14 protein-coding genes and 1 tRNA gene are annotated in these 12,025 nt (G+C 69.8%); 9 read left to right on the top strand and 6 right to left on the bottom strand.

Annotated elements, in window-relative coordinates; all coding sequences use genetic code 11:
* Positions 1 to 1,137 (bottom strand): serine/threonine-protein kinase (locus tag P3L51_RS19985; protein ID WP_354606623.1); only part of this gene is annotated, 1,137 nt, incomplete at its 3' end.
* Between the two features lie 88 nt (positions 1,138 to 1,225).
* A complete protein-coding gene (locus P3L51_RS19980) occupies positions 1,226 to 1,774 on the bottom strand; it encodes a helix-turn-helix domain-containing protein (RefSeq protein ID WP_354606622.1) in 549 nt (182 codons plus the stop codon).
* A 180-nt stretch (positions 1,775 to 1,954) separates the two neighbouring features.
* Here P3L51_RS19980 and P3L51_RS19975 point away from each other — a divergent pair.
* Positions 1,955 to 2,027 (top strand) — tRNA-Ala (locus tag P3L51_RS19975).
* Between the two features lie 75 nt (positions 2,028 to 2,102).
* Here P3L51_RS19975 and P3L51_RS19970 read toward each other — a convergent pair.
* Together P3L51_RS19970 and P3L51_RS19965 are read right to left on the bottom strand one after the other, a co-directional pair.
* Positions 2,103 to 2,915 carry a hypothetical protein gene (locus P3L51_RS19970; protein ID WP_354606621.1) on the bottom strand — a complete coding sequence of 271 codons (813 nt, stop codon included), beginning with the start codon at positions 2,913 to 2,915 and terminating at the stop codon, positions 2,103 to 2,105.
* Positions 2,916 to 3,005: 90 nt separating this feature from the next.
* Positions 3,006 to 3,629, bottom strand: coding sequence for a TetR/AcrR family transcriptional regulator (locus tag P3L51_RS19965; protein WP_354606620.1), 624 nt, complete (start codon positions 3,627 to 3,629; stop codon positions 3,006 to 3,008).
* 219 nt (positions 3,630 to 3,848) lie between these two features.
* Between P3L51_RS19965 and P3L51_RS19960 the strand changes: the two genes are divergently transcribed.
* On the top strand, positions 3,849 to 4,232 hold the full coding sequence (locus P3L51_RS19960; RefSeq protein WP_354606619.1) for a DUF6344 domain-containing protein: 384 nt from the start codon (positions 3,849 to 3,851) through the stop codon (positions 4,230 to 4,232).
* Between the two features lie 192 nt (positions 4,233 to 4,424).
* Here P3L51_RS19960 and P3L51_RS19955 read toward each other — a convergent pair whose 3' ends face one another.
* Positions 4,425 to 5,108, bottom strand: coding sequence for a DUF5324 family protein (locus tag P3L51_RS19955; RefSeq protein WP_354606625.1), 684 nt, complete (start codon positions 5,106 to 5,108; stop codon positions 4,425 to 4,427).
* 424 nt (positions 5,109 to 5,532) lie between these two features.
* On the opposite strand from P3L51_RS19955, the gene P3L51_RS19950 reads away from it, so the two are divergent.
* Both P3L51_RS19950 and P3L51_RS19945 read left to right on the top strand, forming a co-directional pair.
* Positions 5,533 to 6,060 carry a peptidylprolyl isomerase gene (locus P3L51_RS19950; RefSeq protein WP_354606618.1) on the top strand — a complete coding sequence of 176 codons (528 nt, stop codon included), beginning with the start codon at positions 5,533 to 5,535 and terminating at the stop codon, positions 6,058 to 6,060.
* A 207-nt stretch (positions 6,061 to 6,267) separates the two neighbouring features.
* The gene (locus tag P3L51_RS19945) at positions 6,268 to 7,161 is read left to right on the top strand and encodes a rhomboid family intramembrane serine protease (protein ID WP_354606617.1); all 894 of its coding nucleotides are present in this window, start codon (positions 6,268 to 6,270) and stop codon (positions 7,159 to 7,161) included.
* A gap of 308 nt (positions 7,162 to 7,469) precedes the next feature.
* On the opposite strand, the gene crgA is transcribed toward P3L51_RS19945, so the two are convergent.
* Positions 7,470 to 7,727, bottom strand: coding sequence for a cell division protein CrgA (crgA, locus tag P3L51_RS19940; RefSeq protein ID WP_354606616.1), 258 nt, complete (start codon positions 7,725 to 7,727; stop codon positions 7,470 to 7,472).
* A gap of 142 nt (positions 7,728 to 7,869) precedes the next feature.
* Between crgA and P3L51_RS19935 the strand changes: the two genes are divergently transcribed.
* The 5 genes from P3L51_RS19935 to P3L51_RS19915 all read left to right on the top strand — a co-directional run bounded on the left by P3L51_RS19935 (position 7,870) and on the right by P3L51_RS19915 (position 11,963).
* Complete coding sequence (locus tag P3L51_RS19935; protein WP_354606615.1) at positions 7,870 to 8,637, top strand: DUF881 domain-containing protein; 768 nt, start codon at positions 7,870 to 7,872, stop codon at positions 8,635 to 8,637.
* A gap of 180 nt (positions 8,638 to 8,817) precedes the next feature.
* A complete protein-coding gene (locus tag P3L51_RS19930) occupies positions 8,818 to 8,991 on the top strand; it encodes a hypothetical protein (RefSeq protein WP_354606614.1) in 174 nt (57 codons plus the stop codon).
* Positions 8,988 to 9,629: an aminodeoxychorismate/anthranilate synthase component II gene (locus P3L51_RS19925; RefSeq protein WP_354606613.1), complete on the top strand. Its 642-nt coding sequence runs from the start codon at positions 8,988 to 8,990 to the stop codon at positions 9,627 to 9,629. Before P3L51_RS19930 ends, P3L51_RS19925 begins: the two co-directional genes overlap by 4 nt.
* Complete coding sequence (locus tag P3L51_RS19920) at positions 9,626 to 11,029, top strand: class E sortase (RefSeq protein WP_354606612.1); 1,404 nt, start codon at positions 9,626 to 9,628, stop codon at positions 11,027 to 11,029. The genes P3L51_RS19925 and P3L51_RS19920 overlap by 4 nt, the downstream gene beginning before the upstream one ends.
* Before the next feature lie 124 nt (positions 11,030 to 11,153).
* Positions 11,154 to 11,963, top strand: coding sequence for a class E sortase (locus P3L51_RS19915; protein ID WP_354606611.1), 810 nt, complete (start codon positions 11,154 to 11,156; stop codon positions 11,961 to 11,963).
* Positions 11,964 to 12,025 lie beyond the last annotated feature (62 nt).

The following is a 12,025-nucleotide window of genomic DNA, read 5'->3' as shown; positions in this document are numbered from 1 at the left end:
GTACAGCGGTGCCTGCTGCTGATCCGTGTGGGGCGGCGGGGGGAGATGGAAGCTGCCGGTCTCCGACATGGAGGTCTCTGGGGCGGGCTGCTGCTGTACGGAGGGCGTGCCAGCCGTCCAGGGGGTGTTCTGGGCGCTCCGGGGCGGCTGCCCGCCGGTGACCCCACCGGCCACCGCCCCGGTGACTCCTCCCGTGTACTGGTTTCCGTACGGGGGCGCCTGAGGAGCTGGGGTGTGCGGGCTCGGGCCCGACTCCCGGACGGGCCCGTCGGGGCCGAACGGGGGTGGCAGCGGCCCGAGTTGGTCGAAGACCTCGACGGGCTCGTCGTCCTCCGTCTGCTCGGGCAGCAGCTCGACGGCCGACGTGAGTGCCTTGCGCGCGCCCGTCGCGGTACGGAATCGGGCGTCCGGGTCCGGCTGGAGCAGCCCGGCGAGGACCTGCCACAGGGGCTCGGGAATACCCTGGGGCGCTCCCGGGGTGCCGTGCTCGGTGAAGTAGTCGACCAGGGCCTTGGCGTCGGGCTTCTGCCCCTCCAGCAGATAGAGCGCGACCAGGCCGACGGCGAAGAGGTCGGCGGGGAAGTCCGGCTCCGCGCCCATTATCTGCTCCGGTGCGAAGTAACCGGGCGTGCCCACCACATAGTTGGTCTCCGTCAGGCGCGGCTCGCCCTTGCGCATGGAGATCCCGAAGTCGGACAGCTTCAGATGCGGCCGGCCGGTCCCGGTGGCGTCCAGCAGGATGTTGGCGGGCTTGATGTCGCGGTGTATGACTCCCTCCGCGTGCACCGCCGCGAGACCGGAGAGCAACTGGTCGAGCAGGAGGCAGACGAAACGCGGCGGCAGCGGCCCGTAGTCGCCGATCACATGCGCGAGCGATCCGCCGCTCACCAGGTCCATGGTGAACAGGACCTTGTCGTCGTCGGCGGCCCAGCTGGCCGGTGCGAGTACATGCGGGTGATCGATCCGCAGGGCCTGCTCGCGTACGAAGCGCAGCAACGTGTGCGCGTCGCTCTGCTGCAGCACCTTGGCCGCCACATACCGGCGGCGCCGGTGGTCCCAGGCACGCCAGACGGCGCCCACACCGCCACGTCCGATCGGGTCGACCAACTCGTACCGACCAGCGAAGACCTCACCCATTGCGCCGCGCTCGCTCCCAGTCGTCCTGTCCGGCGGACCGTCGCCCTCGGCCGCGGTCTCTCCCGTGCCTGCCTTGCCCAGCTCCGGGCTAGTTCTGGTGCGCCTCGTAGTGCGCGACCGCGTCGGCGGTGCGCCCGGCTCCGTACACCCTGAGGAACTCTGCCAGTTCGGGGTGGCTCGGTGCGAGGGAATCCGCAGCGTCGATGATGTCACCGGCGGCGGCGACCGACCGCAGCAGTGACTGGATCTCGCGGACGACCCGCCGCACGGTCGGTGCGCCCGTGCTGTTCGTCGTCTGGCTGGTGCCGGTGAGCACTGAGCCGCCCTGCGACTTCTTGACCTCTTCCATCCGGGCGGTGGCCTCGGCGGCGCTGACGCTGCCGTCGGCGACCTGTCCGGCCAGATCCTGGAGCGCCTGAACGCGCTGGACCACGGCGGGATTGCCGATCTTGGCGCGCTGGCCGCTCATCAGCTGGGAGAGCATCGGGGCCGACAGGCCGAGCACCGCGGCGAGCCTGGCCTGATTCAGCCCCAGGTCATCGATGAGCCGTCGGAAGAGTGCTCCCAGTGGCTCTCCGTACCAGCTGCGCTGGAGTTCCCTGGCTCTTGCTGTCGATTCCTGCTGTGCGGCGTCCATTCGCGTCTCCCCATCGCTTCCCCAGGCGGCAGCTTCGCTGCTGCGAACCTCTGGGGCATCCTACGGAGCGGGGTCGCGCACCGGGAGTCCCAATCCTTTTGCGGGATCACGGGGGACACCCGGTACTCTGGTTCCCGGCGGTCACCGAGACGTTCCGCGGCGCCGTCGTACACCCCTTTCGGGGCCTTAGCTCAGTTGGTAGAGCGCTGTCTTTGCATGGCAGATGTCAGGGGTTCGACTCCCCTAGGCTCCACACCGTGAGAGGCCGTCCGACCTGTGGAAACGCAGGTCGGACGGCCTCTTTGCCGTCCTGGCCGGGGTACGTACGTCAGCCACGGAGCGGGGACAGCGGCACCCGGTCGCGGGACTCCCGCTCGATCAGGTCCTCGCAGTGCGCGCGCAGTCGCCGGGGCCAGCGGTCCCACCAGGCACTCCAGAGCCGCACGTGCACAGTCACGAGAACGAGCAGGGAGAAGAAGGCGGTACCGACGAACAGGGCGAGCATCCCGAACAGTTCCTCGCTCAGCCGTTCGGGCCCGGCACCGGGGTTGCCGACGGTGATGGGCCACATCAGTACGCAGGTGTTGAGCGTGACCCAGCCCGCGGCGATCAGGCCCGCGTCGCGAGGCGCGCGGTCCGCGTGGTCGTCGCGCCGCGTGCGGCGCGGGGGCAGATGGCCGGACAGCCGCTCCCTGTGGGCCGCGCAGGCTCTCTTGAACGCGGGGTGACCGGTGAGCGCCTTCACCGTCACCGGGTGTCCGGCGGCCCAGGTGTCGCGGGTGAACCGCCACGCCGCCAGGGTCAGTGGGTGCTCCGGAGGCGTCGCGCCCTCCCGGTCCGCCGCGTCGCGCGCCGGTACGAGCCCCTCCTCCGTCTCGGCGTACGCGAGGCCGAACGCGGGCAGCGCCCGGAGGGCCAGTCCTGCCGCGCCCGCCTCCCGGTGACCGGCCCATGTCTCCCGGTACCCGTACCCGGTCAGCCATGTCGCGTGGTAGATGTCCAGCTCGTCCGAGGCGATCAGACGCTCCGTCACGCGCACACCTGTCCGGTGGTTGCACAGGGCCAGGATGCCGATACCCGAGTTCAGAAGCACCAGGAGCCCGCTCGTGCTCAGCAGGAGCCACATCACGCGATCGTCCATGGCGACAAGGATCGGATCGTCTGCCCGCCCTGAACAGGGCGCGTACGAAGTCCGTGCCGTCGGCCGTCGCGCGAATGGCCTGACGTGTCCTCAGGAATCGGTCGCGGGTGCGTAGAGGTTGATCAGCTGGGCGAGGTGACGGCCGGCGGTCAGCAGCGGGCGCTCGCTCCGCGAGACCTGGGCGGCCAGTTCGGCGCCCTCCAGGGTGCTGATCACCGTGTGGGCCAGGTCGTGGGCGTCGTCCTCGGCGATACCGGCGCGGCGGAGACGGGCGTACACCAGGTCGCGCCAGTTCGCGAACGCGGCAGCCGCGGCCTCCTGGATGTCGGGCGCGCGGCCCGCCGTACCGAGGGCCGTGGCGGTGACCGGGCAGCCGTCGACCCAGTCGGACGCGCGCAGACCCTCCGCGAGGCGGCGCGCGCAGTCGACCACGGCCTGGGCGGGATCGGTGGCCGCGTCGAGGGTGAGGTGCAGTTCGTCGGCGAACTCGCGGTCCCCGTGCCCGATCGCGGCGACGGCCAACTGCTGCTTGCCGCCGGGGAAGAAGTGGTAGACCGACCCGAGTGTGGCTCCGGCCTCGGTGGAGATCTGCTTGATCCCCGTGCCGTCGTAGCCCTGGCGCTGCATGAGCAGCGAGGCCGCCCGGACGATTCTCTCGCGCGTGCCGACCGGGCGTTCCGCACTCGTGGTGGCGTCCTGTTCGGCTGTCTTCACAGCCATATTCTACTGGATAGAACGCTCGCTCTAGAGAGGTGAAGGGCCGTCCGGCGCGGTCTCACCGACGATTGACGGCGCCCGTTGCACCGTACGGGTGGTGTTCATCAGAAGAACTGCGCAGTGGCGGCGTTGGTCCCTCGATTCCCAAGATGCGTACACATCATGAGGAAGGTATGTAGATCGCTCAACCCGAACGCAACCTGAAAGCGAGGGGCCATGGCCGCCTTCAAGGTCAAGAATCTGTGGACCGTCTTCCTGACCGCGTTCTTCGCGGTGCTCACCACCCTGGGGCTGACCGCCCCCGCCGCGGCTGCGGACGCCGCCGTACAGCAGCCCGCCGAGCAGCCCGCGAAGGACCGGTCGCCGCTCACCGCCGAGGAGCGGGGCGGAGGTGAGGCGGCGGCACCCGCTGTGCGACGGGCACTGCCGGAGAACGCACGGCCGGCGGACACGTCCCGGCCGCCGACCATCGAGCAGCGTATCCGCGCCGAAGCGCACGGCTCGTCACCTTCGGTCCGGCGCCTGCCCGTCGACACCCGCACGGACGCCGACATCGCGCGTGACAACGAGTCGGCCGGCGACGCGGCGCTCGCGGCGTGAGGAACCGGGATTCCCTGAGGACTCCCGGCGCCCGCACCACGCGCGTCACCCGCCCTGCCGGCGCCCGCGTCACCCGCAGTGCCCGCAGTGCCCGCCGTACCGCACCAGCCGGTCCGTCGCATCCTCCGCGCCGGCCGCGACAGACGTCGTACGGCGACAGCACCACCAGTCCCACGGATCACCGGTCACCCGTCACGGGCGGTCGTCGCGGTCCCTCGCCACTTCTTCCTCAGCCTGCTTGGCCTGTACCTCCGGATCGAGCGCACCCGGGCTGCCGTCGACGGACGACAGCGACGCGTTGTGCTCGGAGACCTCTGTAGGAGCGGGCGGTTCCACCAGCCAGTCGGGATTGGCCTGCTTGTCCCACCACTTCCACGCGGCGAAAGCGCCACCGGTCAGTACACCGAGGACCACCAGGCCCTTGGCGAGCCGTCCGGCCCTGGCCCGTCGCTCATGCTTCCTCACAAGCTTCTGGACCTCCTTCACCGTGATCTGACCGCGCAGCGCGGCGAGAGCGGCAGCGGAACGAGCCGCTGCTTCCCCGGCGACCGGCTGTGCGACGGAGACCGCGTGCTCGACGCGCGGCACCGTGTAGTCGGCTGCCTGACGCGCTGCCTTACGCGTCCGAGCCGCCGCGCGCTGTGCGGCCACGTCGACCTTTGGGGGCACATGCGGCGCCACACGGGCGCCGTACTGAACACGAGCCTGCCTCGCGGCTTTCTGCACCTTCGGTGCGAGCCGGACGCGGGCCTCTTCGGCGTACAACGCGGCCTGTTCCTTGGCCGTATCGGCGTAGGGTGCCACCGCTTCCGCGGCGTGCAGCACGCTCTCCTTCGCCGAATCGGTAGCGGCGCGCACGCTGTCCATGCGGGTCACAGGATCCTCCTCCTCGGTGGCGGTCAGGGGCTTGGGGGTTTCCCCCGTTATTGGACAAAGATCCGCCTGTCCACCCAGATCGAAATCATGCCTGCCGCCCGCCGTACCGGCATGCGGTGCGGGCATCCGGGTCATGGAGACGACTTGGGGCGATGCCTGGGCATTGCGGTGCAAGGGGGAGCTTGTCGACGACAATGCCACGCTTCGCCGTGCCGTGCCCCGTCAAGGCCATGACTGCCCCGCCTTTCTCCCGCCGTCACCTCACCGTCGTCCTGCCGTCGCCCGCCCCTCGCAGGTGCCCCGCCCGCGTCCGCTGATTCCCCGTCACGGGACGCGCGAGCGCATGAGAGGTACGGGGCGGGCAGCGCGCACGCCGTCCGTGCGAGGATCGACAGAGTCAGAGCAGACTCACGGAAGGCAGATCGTGCCCGAGCAGCTTTACGCCACCCTGAAGACCAACCACGGCGATATCGAGATCCGGCTCCTGCCGAACCACGCGCCGAAGACGGTCAAGAACTTTGTGGAGCTCGCCAAGGGCGAGCGGGAATGGACCAACCCGGCCACCGGTAAGAAGTCCAGCGACCGGCTGTACGACGGCACCGTCTTCCACCGGGTCATCAGCGGTTTCATGATCCAGGGCGGGGACCCGCTGGGCAACGGCACCGGCGGTCCGGGCTACGAGTTCGGCGACGAGTTCCACCCGGACCTCTCTTTCGACAAGCCCTACCTCCTGGCCATGGCGAACGCGGGACCGGGCACCAACGGTTCGCAGTTCTTCGTCACCCTGGCGCCCACCACGTGGCTGACCCGCAAGCACACCATCTTCGGTGAGGTCACCGACGAGGCGAGCAAGAAGGTCGTGGACTCCATCGGAACCACCCAGACCAACCCGCGCACCGACCGCCCGGTGGAGGAAGTCAAGATCGAGTCGGTCGTCGTCGAGTCCCGCTAGGCCCTGGCCGGCGGATCTTCGGGGGCCCGGGACGCCCGGCACGGCACTTCGCCGTCCGTCGGTCATACCGCCCCGGGGACGCGTCACGACGTTCCGGATCCCCGTTCGGGGAACCATCCCGCCCTGCCCGTCCGTAGTGGTTACATACCGGACGGGGAGGGCGGTGCGCTGTGCGCCCTCCCGCCGCAACGAGTACCGAGGGGACCGATGGACCAGCAGCCCGGGGGCCCGGACCGGCCCGCAGCCGACGCGACACCGCACTGTTACCGGCACCCGGACCGTGAGACGGGCATCCGCTGCACCCGCTGCGAGCGCCCCATCTGCACGGACTGCATGATCAGCGCGTCCGTCGGATTCCAGTGCCCGAACTGCGTACGGGAGGGATCCGGTACGGGCATGTCCCCGACCGCCGCCCGCCCGCGCACGATCGCCGGCGGGACCGTCGCCGCCGACCCCCGGCTGATCACGAAGATCCTGCTCGGGCTGAATCTCGCGGTCTTCGTCGGCGCCCTCGTCAGTGAACAGCGCGTCGTCGGCGAGCTGGATCTCATCGGGCACGCCTTCAACCCGGAGATCGGCGAGGTCGTGGGCGTCGCCGACGGGCAGTGGTACCGCCTGTTCACGGCGATGTTCCTGCACCAGGCCGTGTGGCACATCGCGTTCAACATGCTGGGGCTGTGGTGGCTCGGCGGTCCGCTGGAGGCGGCGCTCGGACGTGTGCGCTTTCTCGCGCTGTATCTGATCTCCGGTCTGGCCGGCAGCGCCCTGACCTATCTGATCGCCGCGCCGAACCAGCCGTCGCTCGGTGCCTCGGGGGCCGTCTTCGGTCTCCTGGGGGCCACGGCCGTACTGATGCGCCGGATGAACTACGACATGAGGCCGGTCCTCGCGCTGCTGGCGCTGAACCTGCTCTTCACGTTCACCTGGTCCGGGATCGCCTGGGAGGCCCACCTCGGCGGTCTGGTCGCGGGCACGGCGATCGCCGTCGGCCTCGTGCACGCGCCACGTGAGCACCGGGCGCTGGTGCAGTGGGGCACCTGCGCGGTGGTGCTGCTGGCGACCGTCGTGACCGTCGTGATCAGAACCAGTCAGCTCACCTGAGGTTCGCGGGCTTCGGGTTTCCGACGTCCTGAGGGCCGTCGGAGACCCCTGAAGCGCACAGTTGTCCACAGCGTGTGCCGGATCTTGTGCAATCTGTGGGGGAACATCAGTGCCCCTTGTCGCTGATCAGGGTTTTCCCAGCAGGGACAAGGGGCGAGACGCTTCATCACATCGGCCGAAGCGGGTGTTCCAGTCACACCGGCGTCAACCTGCCGTGGAGTTATCCACAGATCGTCAGACCTTTTCCCCCGGCTGTGGACAGCGCTGTGGATAAGTCTCTGGGCAGAGCTTGACGCCGGCCGCCGCCGCTACTTCCACTGCGTGGAGACACCGAAGCCGGCGGCGATGAACCCGAAGCCGACCACGATGTTCCAGTTCCCGAAGGCGTCGATCGGCAGCGAGCCCTCGGTCACATAGAAGACGACGATCCAGGCCAGCCCGACGAGGAACAGGGCGAGCATGACCGGCGCGACCCAGCTCCGGTTGGACAGCTTTATCGTGGTCGACTGCTTCGCCGCGGGGGGCGGCGTGAAATCGGCCTTCTTGCGGATACGTGACTTCGGCACGAGGGACTCTCCTGTCGATGCGCTGCGTGACCGCGCAGGTAACTGAAACGGTGTGCCGGGGGTGAGGAGCAGGGGGAACGCTGCCTCCCCCGGGCGTCCGTTAGCGTAGTGCTTCCGCGGCGCCTAAGGAGATAAGGGTACGTTGAGCAATTCTGCCGACTCCCCCGAAGGGCCGGTCCGCCGACCGATCTGGCGGCCGGTCCGGCTGCTCACGGCCGGGGTCTTCGCCCTGGCCGGCCTCATCTTCGTCACCAGCTTCAACACGGCGAAGGGCACCAACCTCCGTACGGACGACTCCCTGCTCAAGCTCTCGGACCTGATCCAGGAGCGCAGCGACAAGAACGCCGAGCTGGAGGAGTCCACCGGCGTCGTACGGGAGAACGTCGACGGCCTCGCCAACCGCGACGACGGTTCCACGAAGGCGGAGGACGCCAGACTCCGTGGTCTGGAGAACGCGGCGGGTACCAAGAAGGTCTCGGGCCGGGCCCTCACCGTCACCCTGGACGACGCCCCGCCGGACGCCACGGCCAATCCGGGCTACCCCGAGCCGCAGCCCAACGACCTGGTCATCCACCAGCAGGACCTCCAGGCCGTCGTCAACGCTCTCTGGCAGGGCGGCGCGAGCGGCATCCGCGTCATGGACCAGCGGCTGATCTCCACCAGCGCCGTGCGCTGCGTCGGCAACACCCTGATCCTCCAGGGCCGGGTCTACTCACCGCCGTACAAGATCACGGCCGTGGGGGACCAGGGCAAGCTCCGCAAGGCGCTGGACGATTCGCCGGCGATCCAGAACTACCAGCTGTACGTCCAGGCGTACGGTCTCGGCTGGAAGGTCGACGAGCACGCGCAGACCACGCTTCCCGGCTACACGGGCACCGTGGATCTCCACTACGCGAAGCCGGTGAAGTAGCCCGGCCGGGCGATTCGGCCCCGTCGCACTCGCGGCTGCCTTCCGTAAGAAGGAAGAGGGCAACGGCACACCTGACCATGCGCCGCCCACGTGACCCCCCGGCCCCTTAGTCTGGTTCGGTACCGAGCACGCCGGTACGGCGGCGTGGGCGGGGAACGGGTACGGAACGGAAGGGACAGCATGTACGGCTGGATCTGGCGGCATCTGCCGGGCAACGTGTGGGTGCGGGCGGTCATCGCGCTCGTGCTGTCGCTGGCGGTCGTCTTCGTGCTGTTCCAGTACGTCTTCCCGTGGGCGGAGCCGATCCTCCCGTTCGGGGACGCGACGGTGACCGGCGCGGGAGGCACCCCGTGAGCGGTGCCCGCGTTCTCGTCGTGGACAACTACGACAGCTTCGTCTTCAACATCGTCCAGTACCTGTACCAGCTCGGCGCGGAGTGCGAGGTGCTGCGCAACGACGAGGTGTCGACGGCGCACGCCCAGGACGGCTTCGACGGGGTGATGCTCTCCCCCGGTCCCGGCGCGCCCGAACAGGCGGGTGTCTGTGTCGACATGGTGCGCCACTGCGCCGCCACCGGCGTGCCCGTCTTCGGGGTGTGCCTCGGCATGCAGTCGATGGCGGTGGCGTACGGCGGCGTGGTCGGCCGTGCCCCCGAGCTGCTGCACGGCAAGACCTCGCCGGTCACCCACGAGGGCAAGGGCGTGTTCGCCGGGCTGCCCTCGCCCTTCACCGCGACCCGCTACCACTCGCTGGCGGCGGAGCCCGCCGAACTGCCCGACGAGCTGGAGGTCACGGCGCGCACGGCCGACGGCATCATCATGGGCCTGCGCCACCGTGAACTGCCCGTCGAGGGCGTGCAGTTCCACCCCGAGTCCGTGCTGACCGAACACGGTCACCTGATGCTGGCCAACTGGCTGGCGCAGTGCGGTGATCCGGGCGCCGTAGGCCGGTCGGCGGGCCTGGCGCCGGTGGTGGGCAAGGCGGTCGCGTGACCGCACTCCGCCCCGAGCACGACGCGGGATACGGCGCCTCGTACGAGCAGCGGGAACCGTACGAGGAACAAGGCGCGTTCGAGGCGGCGGTGGACGGACTCGCGGATCCGTTGAACGATCCCCTTCCCGGGCAGGGCGCCGCGCCGCTTCCTGTCCCGCCGCCCGCGACCCCCGCGGCTCCCGCGGTTTTCCCGGCTCCCGCGCAGCCTTCGTCGCCCGGACCCTGGGCGGCGGGTGACGGGATATCGGGGCCGCCGTCCGCGGAGCGGGAGTGGTCGGGGTACGGGCCGTATCCGTACACGACGCAGGCGCCGGCCGAGTACGGGCAGGACTGGGCGGCGCAGGTCGCCCCCGAGCCGGTGCCCGTGCCGGTCCCGACGCCCGCGCCCGTGACCGCGCCGCCCGTAACCGCGCCGGTGCCCGCCCCCCGGCCGGATCCCGGTCCGGCGTACGTCCCCGTCCGGGAAGACGTGAGCGCCGGGGGCGCCGAGGAGGCCACGGCCCTCCTGCCCACCGTCTCAGCCTCCGAGGCCGGCCCGGACGACCGACCCGTGCGGCCCGAACCGCCCACCGGCGGCCGTGCCGAGCGGCGTAAGGCGGCCAAGGGCGGCCGTGGGCGCGGTCGTACGCGCCCGCCGGGCGCCGGGGGCCCCGAGGGTGCTCCGGGCCCCTCAGCGCCCGCCAGGCCGCTCTCCCGCGTCGAGGCGCGGCGGGCCGCCCGTGCTCTCAAGGACAGTCCGGGGGTGATCCTCAGCCGCGCGGTCGGCGAGATCTTCATCAGCCTCGGTGTGCTGATGCTGCTGTTCGTCACGTACCAGCTGTGGTGGACGAACATCCAGGCCGATCTGTACGCGGGCAAGGAGACGGACAAGATCCAGGAGGGCTGGGCGAAGGGCCGTCAGCCCGGTGTCTTCGAACCCGGCCAGGGATTCGCGATCATGCACATCCCCAGGCTCGACGTGGTGGTTCCGATCGCCGAGGGCATCGACAAGGCGAAGGTCCTGGACCGCGGCATGGTCGGGCACTACTCGCAGGGCAGGCTCAAGACGGCGATGCCGTCCGACAAGCAGGGCAACTTCGCGGTCGCGGGACACCGCAACACGCACGGTGAACCGTTCCGGTACATCAATCGCCTGGAGCCCGGCGACAAGATCATCGTGGAGACGCAGGACGCGTACTTCACCTACGACATGGCGAGCATCCTCCCGCAGACCGCGCCGTCGAACACGGGCGTGATCGGTCCCGTTCCGCCCGGCTCCGGCTTCTCGGAGCCGGGGCGATACATCACGTTGACGACCTGTACGCCGGAATTCACCAGTACGTATCGAATGATCGTGTGGGGCAAGATGGTTGAGGAACGGCCACGCGACAAGGGAAAGCCCGACGCTCTCGTCGGCTGAACGAATCACGACGGAGACCAGGGACCAGGGGACGGGTGCTGTGGCAGCGGGAACAGGGCGCGACGACGGGCATGCGGGGACACCCGAGGAAGCCGGGAAAAACGATACATCCGCGACAACCGGGGTGGTCGAGCACGCTGCTGGGTCTTCGGAGCCGGAGTCCTCGGAGCCTGAGCCTTCGGACCCCGATTCCCCGGCCCCCGGCCGCGACCCCGAACCTGAGCCCGCTCCGGCCCCGACGCCCACGCCGGTCCGCCCGGGGCGCGGTCGGGGCGCCGCCGCCGTCAGCGTCTTCGGCGAACTGCTCATCACCGCGGGCCTGGTGCTCGGTCTCTTCGTCGTCTACTCGCTGTGGTGGACGAATGTGCTGGCAGACCGCGAGGCCACGAAGCAGGGCAACGAGGTACGCGACGGCTGGGCCGACGGCCGCGGTGGGCCGGGCGCCCTCGACATCAAGAACGGCATCGGCTTCCTGCACGTGCCCGCGATGAACAGCGGCGAGATCCTCGTAAAGAAGGGCACGGACCTCAAGTCCCTCAACAACGGCGTCGCCGGCTACTACACCGACCCGGTCAAGTCCGCGCTGCCCGCGGACAAGCAGGGGAACTTCTCGCTGGCCGCGCACCGCGACGGGCACGGCGCGAAGTTCCACAACATCCACAAGCTCAAGACCGGTGACGCGGTCGTCTTCGAGACGAAGGACACCTGGTACGTCTACAAGGTCTTCAAGGATCTCCCGAAGACCTCGAAGTACAACGTGGACGTGCTCCAGCCGGTCCCGAAGGAGTCGGGCAAGAAGAAGCCCGGCCGCTATCTGACGCTCACGACGTGCACGCCCGTCTACACGTCCGACTACCGCTACATCGTGTGGGCCGAGCTGGAGCGCACGGAGAAGGTCGACGAGAACCGCACGGTGCCGGACGAACTGGGCTGAGCCGCCGCGTACGACGCGGGATCCGCCGTCCCGTACGGCACCGGACCTGAGCCACGGCGACC

The organism is Streptomyces panacea, assembly GCF_040560175.1.
In the GTDB taxonomy this organism is placed as follows: Bacteria; Actinomycetota; Actinomycetes; order Streptomycetales; family Streptomycetaceae; genus Streptomyces; species Streptomyces panacea.
Note: the sequence above shows the minus strand (reverse complement) of the source record. Positions and strands in the feature narration are given on the sequence as shown.